Annotated in this window: 20 protein-coding genes and 1 pseudogene; 11 read left to right on the forward strand and 10 right to left on the reverse strand. The window is 68.7% G+C overall.

Translation table 11 applies throughout. From position 1 onward, the window contains the following. Positions 1-55: 55 nt before the first annotated feature. The 8 genes from ROY82_07995 to ROY82_08030 are packed head-to-tail and all read right to left on the reverse strand — an operon-like array spanning position 56 to position 7,140. The gene (locus ROY82_07995) at positions 56-832 is read right to left on the reverse strand and encodes an ABC transporter permease (protein ID MDT3682400.1); all 777 of its coding nucleotides are present in this window, start codon (positions 830-832) and stop codon (positions 56-58) included. Beyond that, complete coding sequence (locus tag ROY82_08000) at positions 829-1,788, reverse strand: ABC transporter ATP-binding protein (GenBank protein ID MDT3682401.1); 960 nt, start codon at positions 1,786-1,788, stop codon at positions 829-831. The genes ROY82_07995 and ROY82_08000 overlap by 4 nt, the downstream gene beginning before the upstream one ends. Before the next feature lie 54 nt (positions 1,789-1,842). Further along, positions 1,843-3,345, reverse strand: a complete 1,503-nt coding sequence (locus tag ROY82_08005; protein MDT3682402.1) for a hypothetical protein — start codon at positions 3,343-3,345, stop codon at positions 1,843-1,845. Next, complete coding sequence (locus ROY82_08010) at positions 3,342-3,947, reverse strand: CoA pyrophosphatase (GenBank protein MDT3682403.1); 606 nt, start codon at positions 3,945-3,947, stop codon at positions 3,342-3,344. The genes ROY82_08005 and ROY82_08010 overlap by 4 nt, the downstream gene beginning before the upstream one ends. Beyond that, positions 3,944-4,747, reverse strand: coding sequence for a peptidoglycan editing factor PgeF (pgeF, locus tag ROY82_08015; GenBank protein ID MDT3682404.1), 804 nt, complete (start codon positions 4,745-4,747; stop codon positions 3,944-3,946). The genes ROY82_08010 and pgeF overlap by 4 nt, the downstream gene beginning before the upstream one ends. Further along, positions 4,744-5,292 (reverse strand): DUF1684 domain-containing protein, encoded by a 549-nt coding sequence (locus ROY82_08020; GenBank protein ID MDT3682405.1) that lies wholly within the window; start codon positions 5,290-5,292, stop codon positions 4,744-4,746. Before ROY82_08020 ends, pgeF begins: the two co-directional genes overlap by 4 nt. 1 nt (position 5,293) lies before the next feature. After that, the gene (locus ROY82_08025) at positions 5,294-6,325 is read right to left on the reverse strand and encodes a hypothetical protein (GenBank protein ID MDT3682406.1); all 1,032 of its coding nucleotides are present in this window, start codon (positions 6,323-6,325) and stop codon (positions 5,294-5,296) included. Continuing rightward, positions 6,322-7,140 carry a DUF4388 domain-containing protein gene (locus tag ROY82_08030; protein ID MDT3682407.1) on the reverse strand — a complete coding sequence of 273 codons (819 nt, stop codon included), beginning with the start codon at positions 7,138-7,140 and terminating at the stop codon, positions 6,322-6,324. Before ROY82_08030 ends, ROY82_08025 begins: the two co-directional genes overlap by 4 nt. A 178-nt stretch (positions 7,141-7,318) precedes the next feature. Between ROY82_08030 and ROY82_08035 the strand changes: the two genes are divergently transcribed. The 5 genes and pseudogenes from ROY82_08035 to ROY82_08055 all read left to right on the forward strand — a co-directional run bounded on the left by ROY82_08035 (position 7,319) and on the right by ROY82_08055 (position 13,952). Next, positions 7,319-8,380, forward strand: a complete 1,062-nt coding sequence (locus ROY82_08035; protein MDT3682408.1) for an LptF/LptG family permease — start codon at positions 7,319-7,321, stop codon at positions 8,378-8,380. After that, positions 8,377-9,447 (forward strand): LptF/LptG family permease, encoded by a 1,071-nt coding sequence (locus ROY82_08040; GenBank protein MDT3682409.1) that lies wholly within the window; start codon positions 8,377-8,379, stop codon positions 9,445-9,447. The genes ROY82_08035 and ROY82_08040 overlap by 4 nt, the downstream gene beginning before the upstream one ends. Positions 9,448-9,451: 4 nt before the next feature. After that, complete coding sequence (locus tag ROY82_08045; GenBank protein MDT3682410.1) at positions 9,452-12,391, forward strand: hypothetical protein; 2,940 nt, start codon at positions 9,452-9,454, stop codon at positions 12,389-12,391. Beyond that, positions 12,388-13,671: pseudogene (locus tag ROY82_08050) on the forward strand (hypothetical protein). Before ROY82_08045 ends, ROY82_08050 begins: the two are co-directional and overlap by 4 nt. Before the next feature lie 92 nt (positions 13,672-13,763). Further along, positions 13,764-13,952: a hypothetical protein gene (locus ROY82_08055; GenBank protein ID MDT3682411.1), complete on the forward strand. Its 189-nt coding sequence runs from the start codon at positions 13,764-13,766 to the stop codon at positions 13,950-13,952. 720 nt (positions 13,953-14,672) lie between these two features. Here the strand turns inward: ROY82_08055 and ROY82_08060 are convergent. Continuing rightward, positions 14,673-16,469, reverse strand: a complete 1,797-nt coding sequence (locus ROY82_08060; GenBank protein ID MDT3682412.1) for a hypothetical protein — start codon at positions 16,467-16,469, stop codon at positions 14,673-14,675. A 184-nt stretch (positions 16,470-16,653) separates the two neighbouring features. Here ROY82_08060 and ROY82_08065 point away from each other — a divergent pair, with 184 nt between their 5' ends. Beyond that, entirely contained in the window at positions 16,654-17,475 is an 822-nt protein-coding gene (locus ROY82_08065; protein MDT3682413.1) for a hypothetical protein, read from the forward strand. Between the two features lie 813 nt (positions 17,476-18,288). On the opposite strand, the gene plsX is transcribed toward ROY82_08065, so the two are convergent. Beyond that, on the reverse strand, positions 18,289-19,365 hold the full coding sequence (gene plsX / locus ROY82_08070; protein MDT3682414.1) for a phosphate acyltransferase PlsX: 1,077 nt from the start codon (positions 19,363-19,365) through the stop codon (positions 18,289-18,291). Positions 19,366-19,422: 57 nt separating this feature from the next. On the opposite strand from plsX, the gene ROY82_08075 reads away from it, so the two are divergent. The 5 genes from ROY82_08075 to ROY82_08095 all read left to right on the forward strand — a co-directional run bounded on the left by ROY82_08075 (position 19,423) and on the right by ROY82_08095 (position 25,893). Next, entirely contained in the window at positions 19,423-20,361 is a 939-nt protein-coding gene (locus tag ROY82_08075) for an RluA family pseudouridine synthase (GenBank protein ID MDT3682415.1), read from the forward strand. Between the two features lie 73 nt (positions 20,362-20,434). Next, complete coding sequence (locus ROY82_08080; protein MDT3682416.1) at positions 20,435-22,273, forward strand: M3 family oligoendopeptidase; 1,839 nt, start codon at positions 20,435-20,437, stop codon at positions 22,271-22,273. Further along, on the forward strand, positions 22,270-23,049 hold the full coding sequence (locus ROY82_08085; GenBank protein MDT3682417.1) for an SDR family NAD(P)-dependent oxidoreductase: 780 nt from the start codon (positions 22,270-22,272) through the stop codon (positions 23,047-23,049). Before ROY82_08080 ends, ROY82_08085 begins: the two co-directional genes overlap by 4 nt. After that, positions 23,046-24,293 carry a M20 family metallopeptidase gene (locus ROY82_08090; protein MDT3682418.1) on the forward strand — a complete coding sequence of 416 codons (1,248 nt, stop codon included), beginning with the start codon at positions 23,046-23,048 and terminating at the stop codon, positions 24,291-24,293. The genes ROY82_08085 and ROY82_08090 overlap by 4 nt, the downstream gene beginning before the upstream one ends. A gap of 73 nt (positions 24,294-24,366) precedes the next feature. Next, positions 24,367-25,893: an ABC transporter substrate-binding protein gene (locus ROY82_08095; GenBank protein ID MDT3682419.1), complete on the forward strand. Its 1,527-nt coding sequence runs from the start codon at positions 24,367-24,369 to the stop codon at positions 25,891-25,893. The last annotated feature ends 23 nt before the right edge of the window (positions 25,894-25,916 follow it).

The raw sequence follows: 25,916 nt of genomic DNA on the forward strand, positions 1-25,916 counted from the left end.
GTGGCTGCTGACCGCGCACCGCGAGCACGCGGGCGCGCGCACGGGCCGCCAAGCACTAGAAGTCCTTTCGCTCGAAGAGAATTACGGCCACGGCCGCGAACAGCGCCCCGTACAGGGCGATGAGTGCCACGACCCAGGACAGCTCCGCGTTAGGCACGGAGTAGGCGTTCAGCTGCGTGGTGAGCAGGAAACGCTCGAGGTTGGGGAACACCACCAGGAGTTGCATGATTATGAGCGTAGCCAGCGTGGCCAGCGCGCCACCCGCCGCGTTCATGAAGATGACGGTGAACATGACCGCGAGCATCGCGATCGGTACCAGCGCCAGGGCCGCCAGCAGGTAGCCGCGGCCAAGCTCGAGGAGCGCGGCGCCGGCCGAAAGCGAGCCGGTGCCAAGCAGTCCGGCTTCCCCAAGACCGGTGCCGCCAACGAAGCTGCCGAAGCCGAACTGGGCACCGGCCAGCAACGACGCCAACAGGAACACGACCAGCATCAAGAACGGGTACACGGCCGCGGCCACCAGCTTCGCCGCCAACCAGTTGGGGCGCGTCACCGGCCTGAGTAACACCGTCGGTAGCGTGCCGTTCGAGATCTCGACCCCCAGGAGCTCCGCGGCGGTGATCGCCGTGAGCAGCGGCAGCAGGAACTGCATCGACGAGAGCAGGCTTAAAGCGGGCACTTGGTAGCCGGAAACGAGGAAGAAGCCGTACACCTCGAAGATGCCCGGCGCGTACGACCACAAGATCGGGAACAGCACGAGCAGCAGCAGGCCCACGCGCACGCTCGTCAGGCGCCACAGCTTGCTCAGCTCCATGCGCAGCAGGACGCTGATCATGGCTCACCCGGGAAAGACGGGACGGCCGGCGGCTCGACCACGCCGGTGCGCCGGGCGCGTTCCGCGCTGACGCGCTCGCGGTAGTAGGCGCGCAGGTCGAACACGTCACGGTTCATCTCGAGCACCCCGACGCCCCCCTCGGCAAGTTTCTGAGTTACCTGCCCCAGGGTGTCGGCGCTGCTCGGGATGAAGACGAGCTCGTGGCCCCTTACCGTGACGTGCTTGATGAAGGGCGCCTCGTCGAGAAGCCGCACGGCCTGCTCCATTGCCGTGGGCCGCAGGCGGTAGCGCTCGCGGCGGTCGAAGAGGTTCACCTCGTCGATGAGGGCACCCTCCTCCAAGATGGCGACGCGGGTGCAGTAAGCCACGACCTCGTCGAGGTGGTGCGTGGAGAGGAGCACGGCCGTGCCCTCCTCCGCCGCTTCCCGCAGGACGGTGTGGACCAGGTGCAGGCTGAGCGGGTCCATGCCGCTGGCCGGCTCGTCGAGGATGAGGACGTCGGGCCGCGTCAGCACCGCGGCGGCGACGCCCAGGCGCTGCCTCATGCCCAGGCTGTAGACGCCCACCTTGCGGTCGGCGGCGTCCGCCAGCTCCATGAGCCCCAACACCTCGGTTATGCGGCTGCTCGCCACCCCGCCGGCCAACGTCGCGTGCAGCTCGAGGTTCGCGCGGCCGGTCAGGTACGGGTAGAAGGCCGCCGGGGCCTCGACCACCGCGCCCAGGTGACGGCGAACCTCCGGGTTCAGGTGCGGGTTCTTGCCCAGGATGCTGACCGTGCCGGAACTGGGGAACGCGAGGCCCGACACCAGCCGGATGACCGTCGTCTTGCCGGCGCCGTTCGGGCCGACCAGAGCGTAGACCTCACCCGGGTTGACGCGGAAGGTGAAGTCCTTGACCACCTGTCGCTTGCCGTAGTTCTTGGTGAGACGCTCGCTAGCGATGGCAGGTGTCGACATGGGCCTCCTGGCGGCAGTCTACGAAGCCCCTCCGGGGAGCAGCGATAACATTCTTCATGCGGAAGCGGACGGCCCGCCACCCGCCAGCCCCGCCGCACCCTCCATCTGCTCGACGAGCATGACGTCGAGGACATGGTCGACGCAGCGCTCGACGGCGCGGTCGAAGTCGGCCGCCTCCACCACGGGCACGCCCCGCAACTGCGCCTCCTGCTTGACGTAATCCTGGATGATGCGGATCTCCAAGAAGTGGTCGAGGTAGGGGTGCTTCGAGCGTTTCAGGCCCGTCTGTCCCTCGCGAGCCGCGAAGTGCTTGAGGTGGTCCTCTTCGTCCTCTACCGCCAACACCATGTCTATAACCGTCGCGTCGCGGAACTCGCGCGCCGGCGCCACTCCGGGCACGAGTTGCACGCCCTCCATGACGATGGACGTGGCCTCGATGATGTTGCGGTCGACGATGGCCGAGATGGCCGGGTTCAGTTGGTGGACCTGCGCGAGGAAGCCACGCAGCACCCGCATGCGCTCGGGCTGCGCCGTCTCGCGCTCGCTGGGGAGCAGCTCGGCGCGCCAGGCCTCGTAGGTGCTGGCGTGCAGGATCGGACTCAGCTCCGGCCCGATGAGGGAGCGAAGGGCCTGGCGCACCGAGTCGGTGGAAACGATGCGCGGGATGCCGAGGCGGTAGCCGACCTCCGACGCGATGGCCGACTTGCCCACGCCGGGAGCGCCGCCGAAGAGGACCACGATGGGGCGGGCGCGGTTGCGGGCCTCGCGCATCATCGAGTAGCGCCGCGCGAACTCGTCCCCGGCCTCCGCGCTCAGCAGTTTGACGATCTGGGTCCTCACGTCGCTGCGTTTCACTACCGGCACGTGCAGCGCGTACAGCGCCTCCTCCACGCGCTTGGCGAGGTTGTGTGACATGTCGGGGCTGAGCCCGACTGCCATGAGCGATTGGGCCAGGATGCCCCGGGAGAACGGTAGCGCCATGCCGCCCGGTTCCTGGACGCGCACCTCGAAGCTGCTGGACGTGATGCCCTCGAACCGCAGCCTCAGGTCGCGCCCGTAGCGCCCCTCCAGGGCCAGGGCGACGCGCCTGGCGAGCTCCCCTCGTTCCAGGTGTTCGAGGCCCTCGCTCCTGATCCCCTGCTCCACCTGCGAGGCGACCACGTAGGCCTCCTTGAAGCCGAGCCCGACCTTCTCGAGCGACGACGTCAGCCGGCGGCGCGAGAAGCGCTCACCCGTGCGCGGCGGCGCCGCAACGGCCGGTGCCGCTACGGGGGGTTGCAGCACGACGATCGGCACGAAGGGGGGCGTTTGCCGTAAGAAGCGCGTGGCGGCGGCGCTCGAAACTCGGCGCCTGACCCCGTCCGCGAGCAGCCGCATGAGGTGATTGAGCTCGACCCGCCTCGACGTGCCCTCCCTCAGGTGGCCCTCGACTTCCTGCGTGAGGCTGATGGCATCCTCCGTGGGGACACCCGCGCTCTGCAGGGCCTCGACCAGGGCGCCGGCGGAGAACGGGTAGCGCTCGTCGCCGCGCACCACACGCAGGTCCCGCGGCTTCATGGTTCGTACGGGTCCTTGGCGCCGTCCGCGACATCGGGCTCGTAGAGCGCCATTAGCAGGTCTCGGACCACGTTGCCCGTGAAGCCCCAGATGTCGCGGTCTCGCCACCTGTAGGAGTAGATGCGGCGCCGGTACTTCTGCAGCTCGCCGATGCGCGAGGTCGGCTCGATGAGCGCTAGGTCGGCGAGCGGCACGGTGAAGGCCTCCGCCACCTCGCTAGGGTCCGGGGTGAACTCCGTGACCCACGGCAGCACCGCGACCACCGGGGTCGCCACGTAACCGGCAGGCGAGGGGTGATCCGAGAGCCGCCCGACGACCTGTTCGGGGCGCACGACCACCCCCACCTCCTCGAGGGTCTCGCGGAGGGCCGCCTCGACGTCGTCCTCGCCGGCCTCCAGACGCCCGCCGGGGAAGGCGATCTGGCCCCCATGCGAGCGCAACTCCGGGGACCTCACCGTGAGGAGCATCTGGAGCCCGTCGGGGCGCTCCAGGAGCGGCACGAGCACGGCCGCGCGGCGGAAGCCCTCTATGTCCATGCGGCGGGCCGCATGAGCCGCCAAGCGCTCCCTCACGTCGCGAACCGACAGCTCGACCGCGTTCACCTGGTCTCGCCCGCCCCTCGTGTCATGCGGGCCATGCTACCCCCGGGCTCGCGCAGCGACACGTACGCCCAGTGCCTGCCCGTGACACCCCGGTCGCGCCGGTGACTGTAGAAGAGCTCGGGCCGGCAGTGGGTGCAGAGGTCGAGATCGCTCACGTTCTCGGCGGGAACCCCGGCCGCCGCCAGGGCATGAGTGTTGGCCGCGGGCAGGTCGAGGAGGTAGCGGTCCGCCTCGCCGGGGTCCGCGCGCCAGCAGGCGCCGGGGATGCCTGCGGCGACGAAGCGTTCGATAACCTCGGGCCCGACCTGATAGCAACTGCCGCGCATGCAAGGTCCCAGGGCGACCTTCACGTCGCCCGGTCTCGAGCCGTGCCTCGTGACCATCGCCGCCACCACCTTGGCGGCCAACAGCGCCGCCGTGCCCTTCCAGCCGCAGTGTGCCGCTCCCACCACGCGCTTCACGGGGTCGTGGAAGAGCAGCGGCACGCAGTCCGCGGTGCTCACGACGAGCAGCACGTCGTTACGGTTGGTGACGGCGGCGTCGGCCTCCTCCTCGAACCAGCCGGGGTCGCCCCCCAGGACGCGGTCGCCGTGCACCTGGTGGAAGGCCACCACCGCTTCCCGGGTGAAGCCGAGGCCGCCGAGTAGGAGGTCGCGGTTGCGTTCCACCTTCGCAGGCGTGTCGCCCGAGCTCAGCCCCAGGTTCATGCCGGCGAAGGCGCCCTCGCTCACGCCGCCCGCGCGCGTGGTGAAGCCGTGCAAGGCGCCGAACCCCGCTGCGCGTAGCGCCCCGCCGTTCATGGCTCCTCGGGTCTAGGCAGCCGCTCCCCGGCACGCACGGGCACGGGCAGGCGGTTGCTCGGCGGCGGCATGGCGCACGAGTAGCCCTCCGCGTAGGCGCAGTAAGGGTGGTAGGCGTAGTTGAAGTCGAGCAGCAGTCGGTCCGGCTCGGCGGCCTCGACGCGAGGGTCCAAGTACCTGCCGCCGCCGTAGGTCTCGCCGCCCGCCGTGGCGTCGGTGAAGGGCACGAAGAGCCTTGGACCCTCCGGCTCGTGGACGCCGGCGAAGAGCGTGAGCGCCAGCTCTTGGCCGTCCAGCTCGAAGCGCGCCACCCCGTACTCCTGGAACTGCTGCGTATCGCCGCTGCTGGTTGGCAGCGTCACGCGCGCCGCGAGGGGCGTGCGCTCCACCCGAGCCACGACGCGGGCGGCCGGGTCCTCCGGGTAGTAGCTGAGCCCGCTGAAAACCGACTCGCCGAAGATGGGCGAGGACGGGTGTCGCGCCAGGAACTCGTCCTTCTGGCGCCGCCACTCCGCCAGCGCGGTGGCCGGGTCGGGCCGCGCCACGTCAGTAGTTCCTCGCCGTTACCTCGAGCTGCGACGCGCCGAGCAGCCACTCGGTCACGGCGTGCACGCAGCCCCGGGCGGCCGGGGTGATCAGCGGATCGCCGAAGCTCTCGATGCGGACTATCACCTCGTCCTCGCGGCGCTGGTGCGCCAGCACGAGAAGTTGCTGCTTGAGGTCGGGCTCCTCCACCGTGGCGCGCACGAGCACGCGGTCCGGCCCGTCCTCGCCCCCGAGCGAGCGCATGGCCTCGTGAAGGATCACGTGGCCGCCGCCGAACGGGAGGACCACCTTGGCGAAGGGGACGTCTGACGGCAGTTTGCCGCGCAGGAGGGCGTGGGGCATGATGGCCGGCCTTTCCAGGGGAGGCAGAGCGGGTGCGGGCGCGCCGTTGCGGCTGAACACCACGTAGTGAAGCGGCTTGCCCTGCTCGCGCCATTTGAGGGCGTACTTCGTCTCGAACACGGCGGCGGGTGCCTGCGGCCGGAGCACCTCGAACAGGCCGCAGGCGGCGGCCTCGTCCAGCGCGAAGCGCAGGTACTCGGGGTGATCGGTGGCCAGCCTGAGCTCACCGCCTTCGCGCAAGCGCGAGGCCGCCAGGTCGAAGAAGCCGCGCGTGAGCAACCGGTGCTTGGCGTGGCGTTCCTTCGGCCACGGGCACGGGAAGTTGACGACGAACCGGTCGACGGAACCGGGCGCGAACAGTTGCCTGATAGCCACGTGCGCCCCCGCCTTCGCGAGCCTCACGTTGCTGAGGCCGGCACGCCTCACGCGCCGCAGCGCGCGTTGCAGGCTGCCCGACGAGACCTCCAGGCCCACGAAGCGCATGTGCGGTTCCGCAAGGGCGGACGCCACGGTGAAGCGCCCGTCGCCGAAGCCGATCTCGACGCTCAGCCCCCGCGGCTCGGCCACCGAAGAGAACACCTCGTCCCACGGCGTCGGGAAGGGCAGCGCCCGCCAGGACAACAAGATGCGGGCGTGGTCGGCCCGCTCGGCAACAGCCGCCGCCGGCCCCTCGCGGGTTCGGCCTATCAACTCTCCTCCACGTAGGGCCGCACCAGCAGAGCCTCGTTCACGCGCAGGTCGGCGCGCACCAGCGTGTCCCTGCTCAGCTCGAGGTAGGGCCCGGCGCCCGGCGCGGCGTGGGCCGGGAAGAGCCGCACCGTGCCGTCCTCGCGGCGGCAGGCCACCTGGTGCACCGGCTGTTCGAGAACCTTCTCCCAGGCACCGATGATCTGCGGGTCGAGCCCGACGCTACCCGGCGCCCGCCGCACGTTCGCCAGGCGTGTGACCAGGCGGGCGGTGCGCGCGCGCCGGTTCTGAAGCTTGAGCACGCCGGTGCGAACGAGGCGGTCGACCACCAACGCCACCTTGTCCGGGTCCTCGCCCAGATCGAGGGCGATCCGGGTGACCGACCTGCGACCATCGACCATCGACATCACGCTCTGCTCCTCGGCCGTGAGCGTTACCGCGCCCTGATCCGCGACCATGGTCGGGTTGGCCGGAATCGCGTCACGCGAGAGGGTGTTCGCCGGCTCTCCGCCTCGCCTCGATTCGTCGAGCCGCCTGACGGCCTCGAGGATGAGGTTCTCGGTGTTCACGTCGATCGAGTCGGCGGGCGCGGGCAACCCGATGCGGAACTCGAAGGCGCCGCGCTCGTCGGCGAACAGCGCGTGAACGGCCGCCTCGCCGACCAATTCGCCGAACTCGGCATGCACCACCCGGCCCCTGTCGAAGTAGATGCGCGCCAGGCCGCTCGGATGATCGACCGACAGCCTTCCCGTGCGCTTGGCGGAAGTGAGGAGCTGGAACAGGTCCACCAGCGAGAAGAGTCCTAACGTCCCAGTCACGCTCTCCATCCTATCGCGCCCCTTTTGCGCTGTAGGTATACCCCGCCCCATCTCCAGTGAGCCGAACGGCCGGTTGCGGCGCTGCCGATGGCGGGGGTTGCGGCGCTGCCGATGGCGGGGGTTGCGGCTCCGCAGATGGCGGGGAGGGCGGCGCAGGGGCGGCCGGTATACTGCGCCAGTGCCGAAACGCCTTCAGAGAGCACTTCTTGGCGAGGCGGCGGGACTATACCCGCTCGGGGTGGCGGCCATCTGCCTGCTGCTATCCATCGATTTCCTGAGCGTGCTCGCGCGCTTCTTGGTGCAGCAGAACGCCTCGGCGCTCGACGTTGGGGCGCTGCTCCTCTACCGCGCCCCCTGGTTCTTGCACCTGGCGTTGCCCGTGGGCGTCGTCTTCGCGGTGCTGCTGGCGGCGGGCCGCATGGCGAAGGACTCCGAGCTGAAGGCCGCCTACGCCATGGGCGTCGCGCCCGCGGCCCTGCTCTGGCCGCTCCTCTTCCTCGGCCTCGTCGTCGGCGCGCTCTCCTTCGTCAACAACGGCTTCCTCGAGGCGCGCGGCGAGGCGGCATACCAGCGGCGGATAGACTCGTTTATCTATGCCCGTCCACCTGCCGAGGTACAGGTGAACGCCGCTTACCGCATCGGCAACTCGGTCTTCTTCGCCGCCCGGGTGAGGGCGGTGCAAGACGACAAGACCCTGGCAAACCTGGATGGGGCCATCGTCCAACTGCAGGACGGCACCTTATACAGCGCCCGCAGCGGTCTGTGGGACGCTCAGGCGCGCGTGTGGCAACTCAGCGACGGACAGGTCACCCGACCCGGCGAGGCCCCCCAGCCTTTCACCATGGTCAGCCTGCCGTTCGAGCTCGAGTCGGGCCCGAGCGAGACCCTGGTCAGGCCCGCGGAGCTGCCCGTCGACCAGCTCTGGAAGCAGCTCAGGGCCGTCGGCAAGGCCGGCGGCGCCACCCGCGAGCTGACCTACGACCTGCACCGGAAGATCGCCGATGCGTTCAGCGCCGTCATCTTCGCGGCGTTCGCCGGAGCCATAGGCCTGCGGGTGAGGGGCCGAGCGGCGGGGTTCGCTTGGACCATCGTGCTGCTGGTGGGTTTCTGGGCCACCTGGATCCTCGCCGACAACCTGTTCCAGACGGGCGCCCTCGGACCGCTGGCCGCGGCCTGGCTGACGCCGCTGCTCGCCGGTGTCGGCGCGGCGCTGCTCGCCTCGAGGACGCTGCGCTCATGACGCGGTGGGGCCGCTACCTCGTGGCGGGCACCCTGCCCCTGTTCCTCACCGGGGTGGTGGCCCTGGTGCTGCTGTTGCTCCTCTACTTCTTCCTGGGCGTGCTGGCCGACGTGCTGGCTCGCGGCGTGAGCGTCTCGCTGCTCGCGCGTTACCTGCTCTTCAAGCTCCCGGCGGCGGCGTCACCGGGCCTGCCCCTGGCGCTACTGTTCGCGGCGCTCCTCAACATGACCCGCCTCGGTCAGGACGGCGAGGTGAAAGCGGCCCTGCTGCTGGGCGTGGCTCCACGGCGCTTCGTCATGCCGCTCGTCGGCCTGGGACTGGTGGTCAGCGCCCTGGCGCTCTTCAACGACGAGCTGGTGGTGCCCTGGAGCGAGGGGCGGGCGGCCGAGGTGGAGAAGGACATCATGCTCAGGAGCCCCGAGACGGTGGTGCAAACGGGCGCCTTCTTCACCGACGCGCTCGGCCGCAGCATCTTCATCGGCCAGGCGTTGCCGGGCGGCGAGTTCCGCGACGTGACCGTCATAACCCCCGGCGGCAGCAGCGGACCGCGCGAGGTGATCACCGCCGAGAGCGGGGAGGTCGACGCCGACGCCGGGGTGTGGCGGCTCGAGGGGATAACCATGCGCGTGCTGCGTGACGGCCGTCTGGCACTCGACGTGCGCTCGGACAGCGCCGTCCTGCCCGTGCGCGGCCTGGCGGCCACGACGTCCACGCCCCCCGACCTCGTTTACCTCCCACTGGGTCAATTGCTCGAGCGGCTGCGCACCGGCGACGCCGCCGACAAGGCGCCCGAGTGGACGGCCCTGCACCGCAAGCTGGCGGAGCCGCTCGCCGCAACCGCCTTCGCGCTGTTCGCCGCCGCCGTCGGCCTCTTCACCTTCCGCCGCGGCTCCAACCTGGGCTTCGTGGCGGTGCTGTTCCTCACCTTCGTCTACTACGCGACCTGGAGCGTGGCCAAGCTTCTGGGGGCGCAGGGCACGGTGCCCGCCTGGGCGGCCGGCTGGGCGCCCGTGGCCCTCTACATGCTGGCCAGCGGCGTCCTGCTGGCCGCGGTAAGGCGGAGGTAGCGCGTTGACGCGGCGTTGGCGCTGGCGGCTCGCGGTCCTCGCCGTGCTGGCGGCGTTCGGCTCTGCTGCGTCGGCCGCCAAGATCAGCATCGACGCCGGCGCCGATCCCGACAGCCGCCTCGAGATCCGCAGCATCACCCTGCCAGGCGGCACCGAGGTGGCGCTGTACGTCCTCACCGGCAAGGGCCTGGTGGTGCGGATCGACTCCGACGAACTCCTGGCCGACCACGTCGAGGTCGACCTCACCAACCGCGTGGTGAGGGTCATCGGGCCGGGGACTTTCACCACGGGCGACGAGGCCGTCACGGGCGAGGACCTGATCATCGACCTGCGCGCCGAGAGCTTCGTGGGGGACGACGTCCTGATAATCACCGACGCCATCGACGTGAAGGGCGACCGCGCCAGCCGCGTGCCGGGCCTCATCAGGGTGGCCATGGGGTTCTTCAGCCCGTGCACGCGCTGCGGCCAGGACCTCGAGGACTACGCGTTCGAGGCCGACAGGATCGAGATCTACCCCGGTGACAGGCTGGTGGCGTACGAGGTCACGGTGCTGATAAGGGGCGCCCAAGTGCTGCACCTACCGTTGATGGTCCTGCCGCTGGCGCCGCCGGACCGGCAGCCGCGCCTCGAGTACGCGACCGGCGACGCCAAGAACCGCGCACGCATCGCCATCAACTGGCCGTACGCCGCCGGCGCCGACGCGTACGGCGACGTCGGCCTGCGCTACTACGCCGACGTGCTGCCCGGGGGCTCGGCGTTCGGCGACGCCCTCCTTGGAGGGAGCGTGCTCGAAAGTTACCTGGGTGGCTCCCTCGACCACCGCTACTACACGGAGCGCGGCAAGGGCGAGTTCCTGGTCGACTACACCCCCGGCTTCTTGAGCTACGGCCCAACGGGAACGGCCGCGCCGGCCACGGGCAAGCAGGACCCCCTGTTCCGCGTGAGGTTCTCGTATGCCGACGAACCGGTGCTGGGCCCGCCGCAGACGAGCCTGCTCTTCGAGCGCGACGACACGCGCCGGCCCCGCATCTGGGAGGGCAGCTACTCCACGGTGCGGGTGGAAGAAGGCGTGAGGGGCACGTTCTCGACGCAGGTCTTCTACGACCTCGACCCCAGCGATGGCGTGAGCACGCCCAGTTACGCCAACCGGCAGGTGCCACTACAGACGTTCACCCGCTTACGCGTGGAACCGGACGCCGTGCCGCTCGACTTCGGCGTGCTCCAGGTGGAGCGGTTGTTCCTCGACCTCGGCGCCTTCCAGGACCGCAGCAACCCCCTCAACCGCTCGGCGGCGGTCTCTCCCATCAGCACCGCCGGGCGCGCCGTGGAGTCGCACGCGCTCTCGCTCACACCAATAGACCTCTGGTGGGGCGCCACCCTCGACGGCCGCACGGACTTCACCGGCTACTACTACGACACGGCAGAGCGGCAGGTCGAGTGGCTCAGCGACGTCACCCTGCAGCAGTCCTTCGGCGGCGTGGGTAACCTTGGACTCACCTACACCCGCGCCGTGCGAGAGGGCGAGACCCCGTTCCGCTTCGACCTCTTCCCCTACCGCAACCGCACCGACGTGCGCAGCCGCTTGCGCCTCGACCCGCTGCCGTGGCTGCGCTTCGAGCAGTCAGGCGGCTACGTGTTCGTCGACGACCGCGACAAGGCGCAAGTCGGCTGGGCGCCGCTCGACTCGACCCTCACGCTGCTGAACGACGTCGACTGGATCACGCTCACCCTGAAGAACAGTTACGACCTGAAGACCCCCGACCCCGGCACCCTGGACGCCGCGCTCACCCTGAGCGCGCGCGGCGCCTTGACCGCCTCGCTGAACGTCGAACACAGCCAGGACCTGCTCATGACGCCCGATCGGCTCACGGGCGAGCCGCGCGACACGTCGCAGACCTCCGTGAAGGCCTCCGCGGGCGTGACCGGCATCGTCGACGTCAGCGTGAGCACCGCGTACCGCTACTCACCCCCCACCCCGCCGGCCGGGCAGCCGGCAGACCACTTCGACGACCTGGAGGTCAAGGTCACCCTCGGCACCCTGGCGCACACCGACCAGACCCCGGGGCTGGCGGTCACCTACGCGCGTGACCTCGACCTGGGCCGCGTCAGCGCCTTCGGGGTGGACGCGGCCGCCACGGTGGGTCCACTGCAGTTCGATGCCAGCGAGCGCATCCGACTGCCTACGGGCCAACTCGCGAGCAGCAAGCTCAGGCTGGCGTGGCCCGGAGTGGCGGCCGCCCAGGCCGACGGGCTCCTGTGGCTGCGCACCGACTGGCTCGGTCTGCCCCAACCCGCCCCCTACTCGCGCCCCGTCGCCTTCACGCTGGAGGACGCACCCTTGCGCGACCGCCCCGGCTGGCAGGTGCGCTACGCCACGCTCCTCGACCCGTCCGCGGCACCGGCCGGCGCCAACTACGGCTTCCGCAACTCGACCCTCACCGGCCGGGTCCTGCTGGTGGATGAGGTGCTCGGCCCGGCGCGTTTCAGCGTCGACGGCTTCGTGGAGCTGCCGTGGGCCGACGACCGCCAGCCGAGCACCTACCTCCGGCGCGCCAACCTCACCTTCGGCGTCGACCTGTTCGAGCGCGTCGGGCTTCAGGGCACGGTGGGTTACGCGGGCGGCTACGATTACGCGGCCGAGGCCGTGAGCTCGGGGCGCCTCACGCTCCAACAGTTGGCCATCATGGCGCGCCCCCTCGACGACCTCTACGTGGGAGCCGTCCTGAACGAAGTCTGGGACCTGACCGGCAGCGATCCCGCCTACCCGGCCTTCAACCTGCAGCCACGCTTCGTGGTGGTATGGAACCGCTGCTGCTGGGCCCTGTACGGGTCGTGGGACTCCAAGTCGGGCGCCGTGTCGGTGACCCTGACGACCCCTGGCGCAACCCAGGGCGTGGGGCACGTCTTCGACACGGGCTGGATAATCCCCGGGAGGGAACCGTGAAGCACCGCCTTGCCTGCTGGTCCGCCCTCGCACTAGCGGCGGCGCTGCTCGCCGGCTGCACCGGCACCAAGGAGCCGCGGCCACCCACGCTCCTGATCGTGGGGTACGAGGCCGCGGGTGGCGTTCCCACCCTCGCGCTCGTCGAGGACGCCGGCCCCGCCGAGGCTGGGCTGCAGCGCCTCGAGTTCGTGGCGGGCAGCGAACGCAGCCTGGAGGGCGCGGCCGTGGGACTCGATTTCGAGGACCGCGAGGGCTCCCGAGGAGCCGCCTGGGTGCTCACGCGCTCGCAGAGCACGGTGGGCGGCGAGGTGCAGGTGAGCGCCTACTTGCAGCGCTTCACGACCCAGGCCGTGAACCCCGCCGCGCCAACCGGCTTCGCGGAGGACACGGGCGCGCGCGTGACCCTGACGGGGCCCGGTGGCGCGCTGGTCGACCCCGGCCTGCCCGGCCGCACCGCCTGCCCGAGCACCGTGCAGGTCAGCCGCACCGGCCGCTGGGCCGTGATCCTGGATGACCCGACGGCCTGCGGCCTGAGCGACGTGCCGGTGCAGTGGCTGCTCGACACCCAGGCGCTGACGGCCGGCGCCCTGCGCGCCACGGCGGACGTCCTGGCCGCCAGCCCGTACACGGACCAGGCGAGCGTGAACGAGCGCGCCTACTTCCTCGTCAACGCCATCCAGCGGGCGCAGGTGTATTCCACCGACTTCGCCACGCCGGCGGCCTGGTACAAGGGCATGGAGCTCGAGTCGGGCGACTCGCCCATGCTCGACATGGCCGGCAGCGGCACGCTGCTCGTCGGCCTCTCCGAGAAGACCCTGACGTCCGTCGACACCTCCGACCCGGCGGCCAAGACCACGCCCGCCACACTCAAGCAGGCGGCCGGCGCGGGTAGCCGGCTGGTGATGGATCCGTTCGGGGCCGCGACGGAGGTCTTCGTCCTGGGCGCCAACCGCGTGGCCATGCACCGCTCCCCCTCCGCGGCCGAGGTGGGCAGCATCCCCAACTACGCCGCCGCAGCCACCATCGATCCGGCGAACCGCTTCGCCTACCTGCTGACGAACGGCGCCGTGGAGATCGTCGACCTGCTCAGCGGCCAGGACCTCTACKRYCTSYYRTWCMSMTSKRRRKSYKTMWMRGWGASMGAGKTGACGCTGCCGGTTGGCCCATTGGGCCGACCGCTGGGCGTCATCGACTGGGTGAGGGCCGCGGAACCGCCGCTGTTGGGTCCAGTAATGGCGGGCTTGCGGTCCAGCTTGTCCGGGAACCTCTTCCGCCAGTAATGAAACGTCTGCGGAGGTAGGAACGTGCAGCCACAACATTGGATCTTGAGTAATGAGATGAGCCAGCACGCTGACTCCACGGTCTACACCGCATGCATGCCTACTTCTGCAATAACCCGATCGAAAGCATGTTCGGGCAGCTCACGACGCACCTGAAGCGGGCGGCGGCCACCACCCATACCGCCCTGAGCCTGGCCACGAAAGCGGCCCTGGACGCCGTGACCCTCACCGACATCCAGGGCTTCTACTCGCTGCTCGACTTCCCCCGAAAAGTGCTATGAAAAACGCTTCAAAGCAGCCTGCGGTGCTGGTCTTGAGCCGCGGTGAGCTTGTCAGCGAGCTTGGGTGGCGCGAGCTCCTTGAGGAGGTGCTTGAGATCCCTCCTCTCGTACTGACCCAGGCCTCCGCACGGCACCGCGAACTCGCTGAGCCGCTCGTTGGCCCATTGCCGTTACTCCTCGGTGAGATCGGGCTTCGTGCGGTTCTTGGCGGTCTGCTTGACGTGCTGCGCGAGGCGCTTCTGGTGCTGCCGTTGTTGGCGCCGCTGCTGTTGGAGCTGACGGCGTGCCTTCTTGGAACGCGAGCTTATGCCACCTTTGGCCCTATTGCCCAGGGCAACGTATGGAATCGCTCTCGACGGGCCTCGACGAGGACAGGAACGTGGTACCAATGCTACCGACCCTCAGGTAAGCGCCGGAACTCGACTGTACGCTGGCTGGGTGATGCCGGAGGGGACGGCCTCGTCAATGGTGCGATGCGTGTCTGAAGGTGGACTTGGTGTCGGCTCCAAGCGAGTCCGGCCAGGCCGATCACTCGACACTGGCCGGACCCTTCACTAGCCGGTATGGCTGCTGGACCCTAGAGAGCGTTCCCGTTGCGGCGGCGTGCCCGCCGCGTTTCGCAGGATGGTACGTCGTCCCCCCTTTCTGCGACAACCAGTACCGCTATGGGGATGCACTCCCAAGACCGAATGGTCGCCCTCGTTCCTGTTGGAATGAGGCTCAGTCTAGTTCGTCGTTCCAGCACAAAACGACAGCCTCATTCCACCACAGGACTGTCTGGAGAGTCTCATCGATAAAGTCGTCGTCCGTCCATTCATCCTCATCATCGATGTTTACCGTATACGTTGAAGTGTAACCAGGCAGGTACGTCGCGGAAGTGATGTCGTAAACCCCGTACTCGACGGTGGTGGTCCAGGTGGCGTAGTTGCGTACCTTACGGAGGTTTGGGGTTATGGAGCGGTCGCACCAGGATTGCGTGGACGAGGTGTAGTAGGTGTTGTAGAAGCGGCCCTGCGTCCCGGTAGGCGGCCTCCAGGCTCCCTCTGCCCACCTGATCAAGACGCTTGACATCTGGTGGCTATTTGGAACGGTGCAGTCGATAGTGAACGGGAAGCTGTGTATTTCCGTGTCGCTGTTGAGCGCGCGAACCGTAGTGGTTTGCATGACTTGGCCGAACTGGCCGCAGTTGAACCAGGTGTCGACACCAGAGGGGTTGTGAGCGCGGACGATGGAGACCCTTTCGGGGGGACCAGCGTTGACCGTCACGGTAGGCGGGCTGAGAGACGCCCAGGAGTCGTCTATCGTGAAGTCGATGGTCCGTGGGGCCCTGCCGCAGTTCCGTAAGTCGAAGAACGTGCGCGACGACCCGGCGATGGAGGGCATGTGGTAGGCGAAGTTCAAGACGTGATAGTCGCCTGTGGGGCGTACGTTTACGCATGGCTGGTGCACGTTACTGGTCGCGGTGTCGATGCTGATGTTGAAACCGTTCTCTGGGTCTTCTGCAGTTGGTGACCCGCCGTCGACCTCGTAGGCCTCTTCGATGCCGTCAGACGGGCAAATGATCAGGAATTCCGATTGGTTGGGGTCTGTGAAGTCCCAGGGAGTGGCGTTGTTGTAGGTACCGTTGACCGGGTTCCACATGGCGACCTTCATGTCGTAGATGACGATGTCCGGTATGCGGTTGTTGGCTGTAGGTGGGAATTTTTGGCTGCCGTAGTTGATCTGGATTGTGAATGTCGCGTCGTCACCGTCGCCTGGCACGCCTAGGATGTTGGGGACTTGGATAGTGCGCTGAGTATCGCGGGCGTTGGTGTCGACGTTCAGCCACTCCGTGTCGCCGGTCGCTTCTATGACGAGCTCTAGCTGACCGTCGTCTGCCACCCGGAGTACCAAGGCGCCGGTCAGCGGCTCGTCCGTGCCGCTGTATTTGTTCCTGAGCCGCCATTGACCTTCTGCTTGCCAGCCGTTCACGGCGTCGTATGAGAAGGGGAACCAGTCGAAGGTGCCGCCCACCCTCTGGTACGTCAGCCCTGCGTCTACGGGATAGTGGTGAGGATCCGCGGACCATATCGGCGCCATCAAGTACGCACCTTGTGCTTCGTGATCGTCGGGTAGGTAGAAGTCGACGTCCTCTGGGGCAGGAAGGATGAACTGAAACAGGACAGCGTTGAACCGCTGGCCGGGCTTGTTCGCGATCGCGCTCCCGAAGAACGTACCTAGGTCAGTTGAGCTGGTCCACTCGGATTCGTCCAGGGGCACTTCCGGACAGGCGAACGACTCCACGTACTGAGGGGAAAGGACTGTCTTGCTGGGGTAGGGCAGCAAGACTGGTGCAGGGTGGAAGGTGCCTGTGGTAAACACCAACCGCCCTGCACGTACCGCTTCCTGTTCCTCCGGAGAGAGCGCGTCGTACGCGGCCTGCCACTCGTCTTGTGGCAATCCGTACGCGTCTTGGCGCGTGCAGGCGATGAACAGAAGGCTGATAGTGATGAGCGCGACTGGACCAATCCCCCTCATTAGCACCCCCTAGTATCATTCCGCGAAGTGGCTCTCGTGATTTGGTACGATTCTCCGCAAGGCTACGACTAGACGTTGTGAAAGCTATCACTGCGACCGTGTGGAATTCTGAGTATGAGGCGGGCAGGTGTTGGGGTGTGAGCGATATCTTTCGAGAGGGTGGTCGGTGGGTGCCTTAGCCGCCGTGGCAGCGCTCTGGATCTCCGTCGCGAGCGCGCAGGTGCTAGGAGGGGCCTGTGCCGATTCGGCGTTCCTACACGTCCCCGACGCTGGCCTGAGAAGGGCGATCCACGAGTCGCTTGGGTGGGAGTTCGGCTTTGAGGCGGTCGGGGACCTCAAGGGGCCGGATGAGACCACCACCGTCCCCTGCGAGCTGCTGGCCCGCCTCACGCGCTTGGAGGCCGCGACACCGCACCAGAAGGTGCGCTCGCTGGAGGGTTTGCAGTACGCCACGAGCTTGGAGGCCTTGACCCTTCGGATGATTCCGTTACCCATCCCGGGTACGAGCGAGCCGCATGCGGTCGAGAGCCTCGAGCCGCTGAGAGGCCTACCGAACCTCAGGTACGTCAACATCGTGAGCGAGGGCGAGCTGGACCTTGAACCGTTAGCGAGTCTTCCGGTTCTGGAGGAGCTGTACTTGACGGGGGTGAGCATCGCGCGCCTCGAGGCTCTCCTCGAGCTCGAGGTCGATACGGTGGTACTCCAGTACGCGGGGTTGACGGACATCACGGCCCTCGCCGACTGGGAGAGGCCCCCGGGGCACCTCGGCCTGTCGCTCAACCGCATCCGCGATCTGACGCCCTTGGCGTCGAACCCGAGCTTCGATAGGGGGCATACCGTCGACCTGAGCTACAACTGCGTCGAGAGGCCGGCCCCCCTGTCCTTGGATGAGGGGACGTCGTCTCACCCGGTTCGCGTGTTGCGGGGCCGGGGAGTGCGCTTGATCTTGGATCACCAGTCGGTCCGATGCGGTGCTCCTGACGGGGCGCTGGAACAGGACAGGTAGGTGACCGCCCGGCGCGTGCTGTCGGGTCGGTGGGTGGCGCCGGCACCCCGGCATCTAGGGTCGCAGTGGCTGCCCACACCATTTGCGTGTGCCGCCGGAGGTTGGGCCGGCGGCGACTTCTGGGCAGTGGCGCGGACGCGCAGGTGGGTGTCATCGAAGAGCGCCTGGTAGGCCCACACGGGGATGTTGCGGCTAAGGGCGAGTGCGGCGCGCACGCGCGGCTCGCGGTGCGTCAGGAGCCAGTGGGTGATGGCGCCCGGCTGCCCGCCGGTGAGGGCGAGGAGCGGCGCGATGCTACCGATGCGGAGTGCGACCAGGTACGCGAAGTTTACCGAGGAGTCCTCTGGAGTTCAGCCGCTTTGATGAACAGCTACGAGCTTATCAACCTGCTGGCTCTTGACGCTAGTTTGCCTACCTTCGAACTCCAGGGGTGAAAGGTAGCCGAGGCGGGAGTGGCGCCTTGCTCCTTAGCGGTAGGTCCATAGATGGCTGTAAACGAACGCGGCACGGAGTGCGTTCTTACCGTTGCTGGCGGTGTAGCGAACGTAGGACCGCTCTTCAAGGGATCGGCCGCACAGTCAGCCAATTAGAAGCTTGGGCTTCAGGTAGCCGTCGTAAAGACTGCACAGGTATTGAGAATTGATGGTGCAGAGTATTGAGACCGAAAATGTCTTGCTCGATGGCGGCGCGATGTATAGCTGCCACGCTGGCTTCGATAAGTGGAATCAACAGCCGCCGGCGCCGTAACCCCCTGGTGCCCTGGCCCCCTCCGGTGCCCTAACCCCCGCCTGGGCCCTAACCCCCGCCTGCGCCCTAACCCTCGCCGTCAGCCGCCGCCCCGCCCTGGCGCGCGGCGCCGAACTCGGCCATGGCCGCAACGAGCCTCTCCACCGCGCGCGCCGCCACGGCCTTGGAAGCCGTGCGGATGGCGCTGGTCACGGCCCTGGCGTCCGCCGAGCCGTGGCCTATGAAGGCGTGCCCCTGAACACCCAGCAGCGGCTGCGCGCCGTACTCGGCCGGGTCCAAGCGCTTGGCGATGCCGCGAAGCGCCGGTCTCACGAGCAGGCCCCCGAGCCGCGCCCGGGGGCTGCTCGCGAGCGCCTCGCGCACCCAGGAGAAGATGGCCTTGGCATCCCCCTCCGCCTGCTTGAGGATCACGTTGCCCGTGAAGCCGTCGGTGACGACCAGATCCACCAGCCCCGTGAACAGGTCGCGGCCCTCGACGTTGCCGTAGAACTCGATCCCGGCCGTGGCCGCCAACAGCTCGTGAGCGGCGCGAGTGAGCTCGTTGCCCTTGCTCGGCTCCTCCCCGTTGGACATGAGGCCGACCTTGGGGCTCGGCACGTTCCAGATGCTGCGCACGTAGGCGCTGCCCATGACGGCGAACTGCTGGAGGTAAACGGGCTTGCAGTCGGCGTTCGCCCCGGCGTCGATGAGCCCGGTCAATCCCTTGGGGGTCGGGAGGTTCGCGAGGATGGCGGCGCGGTCCACGCCCTTCACCCGCCCGAGTTCGAAGATGGCCGCGGCCATCGTGGCGCCCGAGTGACCCATCGACACGCACGCGGCGGCCCGTCCGTCCTTGACCATGCGCATGGCCACCATGACGCTCGAGTCGCGCCTGCGCCGCACGTCCGTCGCGTGCTCGTTCATGCCGATGACGTCCGATGCGTGCACCACCGGCAGCTCCACCCCGGCGCGCCCCAGTTCGCTACGCAGTTGCGCCTCGTCGCCCACGAGCACGACCGAGTGGCCCTCGAGGTGCGCGGCCCCGGCGCCCTCGACCGCGGCCCGGGGCATGTGTTCGCCGCCCATGGCGTCTATGGCGATTCGGCCCTTGGAGGCAGCTTCGGTGGGGCGCGGGTCCGCCGCGGGGGCGCTGCCTGGTGTCATGAGGAGCAAGTATAGCGCCGCCTACGCGCAACTTCAGCATAAGGCTATGCTTCGGGGGTGGACTTCCGGACCTTCGACGCGCCGGCCGGCGAGCGACTCGACGTGGCTATCGCGCAGGCGCTGGAGCTGTCGCGCACCTACGCGAAGGAGCTCGTGAGCGAGGGTTACGTGACGGTGGACGGCCGCCCCGTGGGCAAGGCCAGCTCCAAGATGCTCGGCAACGAGGTCGTTTCGGTGATCATCCCGCCACCGCGCCCCATGCTGGTGGAGCCCGAGGACATCGAGCTGGACGTCATCTACCAGGACGAGGATCTGGTGGCAATCAACAAGCCGCCGGGCCTCGTGGCGCACCCTACCGCCACCTTGCGCACCGGCACCGTCGTGAACGCGCTGCTGGGGCGCATGCCCCTCTCCAAGGAGCGCCTCCAGGACCCGAGCGACGAGGCCTACCGCCCCGGCATCGTTCACCGGCTCGACAAGGACACGTCGGGCGTGATGGTGGTGGCGAAGAACGACGAGGCGCACCGGCACCTCTCGCGCTCCTTCAAGAAACGCCTGACGGAGAAGGAGTACGTGGCCATCGTGGTGGGCGAGGTCGAGCACGGTCTCATCGTGGACGCCGCCATCGGCCGCCACCCGGTGAGGCGCCAGAGCATGACCGTCGGTGGCGAGAACGCCAAGGCGGCCACCACCCACTTCTTCGTCGTGGCCCGCCTGAAGGGCTACACGCTCGTGAAGGCGCGGCCACACTCGGGCCGCACGCACCAGATCCGCGTCCACCTGGCGCACGTGGGGGCGCCGATCCTGGGCGACGAGGTCTACGGCCACGCGTCGCCGATCATCGGCCGCCAGGCCCTGCACGCCTACCGCCTGAGCCTGCCGCACCCCCGGGACGACCACGGCGTGACCTTCAGCGCCCAGGTGCCCACCGACATGGTGGAGGCGTGGTTGCGTCTGGGAGGCAGCTGGCCGCCGCCGGGCAACGAGGAGCTCTAGGGCTACAATCGGTGCAGTGCCAGCCGCCGGGGTGTTCCCTCGCCCTGCGCGATGGATACCGAGGTGACACGGCATGCCGGACGACATCAGCCAACTCCCGACCACTAAAGAGGCCGAACCGCGTTGGAGCCTCTCGACCATCTACCCCTCCATGGAGTCGGGGCCGTTCCAGGACGACAAGGTGCGCCTGCGCGAGCGGCTACGCGAGCTCGAGCGCTACATGGAGGCGCACGGCGTGAGCCCGGGCGGCGAGGGCTCCGCCACCGCCTTGGAAGGCCTGATCGAGCGGCTCGAGGCCGCCTACTTGCCCCTGGTCACGCTGCGCGGCTTCCTCGGCGCCATCATCTCCGTGGACTCTTTCGACGAGGCCGCCCGGGCCGAGCTCTCTGCCCTTACCCCGTACACGAGCAAGCTGGCGGCGCTGGGCGCCCGCTTCCAGGGCTGGCTCGCGGGTCTCGACCTGGAGCAGCTCGCCCTGGCGTCCAAGCTGATAGCCGAGAACGAGTACCCGCTGCAGCGCGAGCAGCTCGAAGGCCGGCACCTCATGTCACAGGAGGCCGAGGAGCTGGCGGCGCTGCTCGACGACACCGGCGGCGGCGCCTGGGGTCGGCTGCACTCCTCGCTCATCTCGCGCTCGACCATCCACGCCGGCCTGCTGGCCGGCGGTTCCGAGGGCGAGTACGGGATGGCGCAGCTGCGCACGCTCCAGGCGAACCCCGACGAGGCCGTCAGGCGCCGCGCCTACCTGGCCGAGCGCGAGCTGCTGCAGCGCAACGAGGTGGCCTACGCGGCCGCCATGAACGGCGTCAAGGGGCAGGCCGAGACGCTGGCGCAGCGCCGCGGCTGGGGTGGGGCGTTCCGCGAGAGCCTCCACCAGCACTCGATCACGCCCGAGAGCCTTGCAGCCATGCACGACGCGACCGAGGAGCGCTTCCCCGTGCTCCGCGGCTACCTCAAGGCGAAGGCGTGGCAGCTCGGCAAGCAGCAGCTCGGCTGGTACGACCTCTGGGCCCCGCTGCCGCACGCCTCCGCCTCACGCCACTCGTGGCACCAGGCCAAGGCCTTCATAGTCGAACAGTTCGGCAGCTACAGCCTCGAACTGGCGGCTTTCGCGCAGCGCGCGTTCCTCGAGGAATGGGTGGACGTGCCGCCGCGGAAGGGCAAGCGCAACGGCGCCTACTGCATGCCGGTGCCGGCGAGGGGCGAGTCGCGCATCATGCTCAACTTCGGGGGCACGCAGGCCGACCTGTTCACGCTGGCGCACGAGCTGGGGCACGCCTACCACAACGACTGCACCTTCCGTTTCGGGCGCTCGCTCCTACAGTCGCAGACCCCCATGACGCTGGCCGAGACGGCCAGCATCTTCTGCGAGACCATCGTGCTGGAAGGCGTACTGGCGGGCGCCGACGACCTCACCAAGCTGCTGGCGCTGGAGCAGCACCTCACGCAGGCCACGCAGTTGATCATAGATATCCACTCGCGCTACCTGTTCGAGGCCACGGTCTTGGAGCGCCGCCGCGAGCGCGAGCTGAGCGCCCGGGAGTTCAGGCAGATCATGGACGACGCGCAGGCGCGCACGTACGGCGACGCCCTGAACCCCGAGGAGCGCCACGACCTCATGTGGGCGCACAAGGGCCACTACTACTCGGCCGGCCTGTCGTTCTACAACTACCCCTACACCTTCGGCTTCCTCTTCGGGCTCGGGCTGTACGCGCAGTACAAGCGGGACCCGGACGCTTTCAGGGGCCGCTACGACGAGCTGCTGGCCTCCACCGGGCTGGCCGACGCCGCCACGCTGGCGCGCAGCTTCGGCATCGACATCGAAGACAAGGCGTTCTGGCGAGCCAGCCTGGACGTCGTCGAGGAGCGAGTGTCGGCGTTCCAAGCGCTGACCGAAAGGGTCACCAGATGAACTACCGCGAACTGTTCGAACTGACGGGCCGCAACGTCCTGGTCATAGGCGCAGGCTCGGGCATAGGCCGCGCCACGGCGCAGGGCCTCGCAGACTTCGGGGCGGTGGTGACCTGCGCTGACGCCAACGAGGACGCTGCCAAGGCCGCCGCGGCCGAGCTGAAGGGCCTCGGCTACGAGTCGCGCTCCGCGAAGGTGAACATCACCGACGCGGCGGCAGTCGACGACCTCGTGAACGGCATGGCCGGCCTGGACGCGGTGGTCTGCACGCCGTCGATAAACGTACGCAAGCCGCTCCTGAAGGTGAGCGGTGACGAGTTCGACCGCGTGATCGGCGTGAACTTGAAGGGCAGCTTCAACGTGATGAGGGCGGCCGGCAAGCGCATGGCCGAACAGGGCAAGGGCAGCCTGGTGTTCTTCTCCAGCATCCGCAGCCAGGTCGTGGAGCCGGGCCAGGGCGTGTACGCCGCCACCAAGGCGGGCACGCTGCAGATGATCCGCGCGCTGGCGTCGGAGCTGGGCCCGCAGGGCGTGCGCGCCAACGCCGTGGCGCCGGGCGTGGTCGAGACGCCCCTCACGCAGCAGATCAAGGACCAACCGGAGTGGTACCGCGCGTACGCCGAGAAGAGCGCCCTGGGCCGCTGGTCGCAGCCCAGCGAGCTGGTGGGCGCCGTCGTCTTCCTGGTGTCCGACGCCGCGTCGTTCGTGACCGGCTCGCTGCTGTTCGTGGACGGCGGCTGGACCGCGCAGGACGGCCGCTTCACGCCGCCGCTGTGAGCGCTTACCCGTCGGAGCTGGCGCGCCGCGCTGCGGAGGCGGTGGATCCCGAGCTGGTGGCGCGGCTGGCGCACGACCTGGTGCGCATCCGCAGCGTGTACGACGCCGAACTCGGCACCACCGAGGCCGCCGCGGCGTCCTACGTGGCGAACCACTTCCGCTCGGTCGGGCTTGTTCCGGTGGTCGAGGAGGCGGCGCCGGGCCGCCCGAACGTGGTGTGCGACTGGCAGGGCACGGGCTTCGACCCGGCCAGGCACCGCACCCTCATGTTCGAGGGCCACACCGACGTGGTCACGGAGGGCGACCCCGCCAAGTGGGCGGTTCCTCCCTTCGAGGGGGTAGTCGACGGCGACGTGCTTCACGGCCGCGGCAGCGCCGACATGAAGGCCGGCGTGGCCGCCAGCCTGGCCGCCCTGGAGGCCGTCAGGGCCGTGGCGCCCGACCTCACCGGCCGCATACGGTTCGGGATCGTTGCCGACGAGGAGGGCATGATGCTGGGCATCAAGCACTTCATCAGGCAGGGGTGGGCCGACGACGTCAGCGGCGCCATCATCGCCGAGCCGGAGGAGAACGAGCTGTGCCTGTTCCAGAAGGGCGCCATGCGCGTGAACGTGAGGGTGGTGGGCGTCATGAGCCACGGCGCCATGCCGTACGCAGGCGTGAACCCCAACCTGGGGCTGGCCGACCTGATCGTGGCGCTGCGCGATTTCGAGCGGCGCGAGCAGGAGCGGCTGGGGCCGCACGAGTTCCTCGGCCTGCCCTGGATTACGCCCACGGTGATCCGCTCGCCGGCAACCGGTGAGGCGCAACTGAACGTCATGCCCGAGGAGGCCTACGCCGCGCTCGACATCCGCACGGTGCCGGGCCAAGACCACGCCGAGATAGAGGCCGAGCTGAGGCGCATCGCCGCCGACATCGAGCGAGCCACCGACCGGCTGCACGTCCACCTCGACGTCTTCGAGTCGAGGCCATGGACGCAAACGCGGGCCGACGACCCGCTGGTTGGTGCCCTGGAGGCCGTGTACGAGGGCGTGTTCGGCACGCCGCCGCGCTACGGCGGCGTGCCGGGCGCCACCGACGGCACCTTCTTATGGGCGTGGAAGGACGTCCCCATCGTCACGGTCGGGCCCGGCGACCGCACCATCCCGCATCAGGTGAACGAGTTCGTGCGCCTCAGCGAGGTGGTGGCCAGCGCTCGCCTCTACGCCGCGGCTGCGGTAACTTATCTCTCGTCAGACAGGTAGTGCCGGGGCGCCCTCGCGCCGCCCGGCTGCTCGTGAACCGGCTTCGCGGTCACGGCCTACAGGAGGAGTACACATGACCAGTTCCCCTCGAACCCGCTTCGCCGGCGCCCTCTTCGGCGCACTGGCGCTCACGTTGGCGCTCCTGGTGGGTAGCGCCTTCGCCGAGGACCCCGCACCCGTCAAGGGCGGAACCTTCACCGTGGCGATCACCGCCGACCCGCCGGGATGGGACCCCACCGTCTCCACCTCACAAGAGATCCCCCGCGTCATGTACAACAACGTCTACGAGGGCCTCGTCAGCTTCGACCGCACCGGCGCCATCGTGCCGGCCCTCGCCGAGTCTTACGACCTGAGCGAGGACGGCCTTACCTGGACGTTCCACCTCCGCCAGGGCGTGAAGTTCCACGACGGCAGCGACTTCGACTCGGCCGACGTGGTGGCGACGTTCGAGCGCGCGCGCGACAAGGAGTCAGGGCACACGCACCCCGAGTACTACTCGGCCATCAGCGAGATAGCGGCGCCCGACGCCTACACGGTCGTCTTCACGCTCAGCCAACCGAGCCGCGGCCTGCTCTACAACCTGGCGCGCCCCGACTCGATCATCTACCCGCCGGAGAAGGCCGAGACGCAGCGCTCCGAGCCGATCGGCACGGGCCCCTTCAAGTTCGCGTCGTACACGGAGGGCAGTGAGGTCGTCCTCGAGCGCAACCCCGACTACTACCGCGAGGGCGTGCCGTACCTGGACAAGGCCGTCTTCAAAATCATCGGCGACCCGAACACGCGCTTCGCGGCGCTGCAGGCCGGCGACATCGACATGATCGGCGTGGCCCTCTCGCCCGAGCAGTACCTGCAGCTGGCCGACAACCCGGAGCTCAAGGGCACCGAGGGCACCGCGACCACCGAGATCACGGTGGCCATGAACAACGCGCGGGCGCCGTTCAACGACATCCGCGTGCGCCAGGCCATCAACCTCGCCATCGACAAGGACACCATCGTGCAGGGGGCCTTCTTCGGCCTCGGCACGGTCATCGGCTCGCACATGAGCCCCTCCGAGCCCTACTACATCGACCTCTCGAACACCTACCCCTACGACCCGGTCCGCGCCAAGGAGCTCCTCGCCGAGGCCGGCTACGCCGACGGCTTCACCATCCACTTCGAGCTGCCCGAGCCGTACAACATCGAGCGCCGCAGCGGCGAAGTGGTGGCCCAGATGCTGCGCGAGGTGGGCATCAACGTGGAGCTGAGCGTGGTGGAGTGGGGCACCTGGATCCAGCGGATCTTCCTGGGTGGCGATTACGACATGACGATCATCGGCCACTCCGAGCCGCGCGACATAAACGTGTACGCCAACCCCGGGTACTACTACCACTACGACAACCCCGCCATCGGCGACCTGCTGGCCCGGGCCGAGGCCGCCACGAGCAGTGAGGCGGAGACGGCGGCGTACCGCGAGATCGCCATGGTGATAGCCGAGGACGCCGTGAACGTCTGGCTCTTCTCGCCGCCTTACCTGGTGGCCGCCCGCCAGAACGTGTACGGCTTCTGGCAGGACCAGCCGACCCCGGCCATCGACGTGACCGAGGTGTTCAAGACCAACTGAGCGCCGCGGGTCGGGCCCTTCGG

It is taken from the genome of Truepera sp. (genome assembly GCA_032027045.1).
GTDB lineage: Bacteria > Deinococcota > Deinococci > Deinococcales > Trueperaceae > JAAYYF01.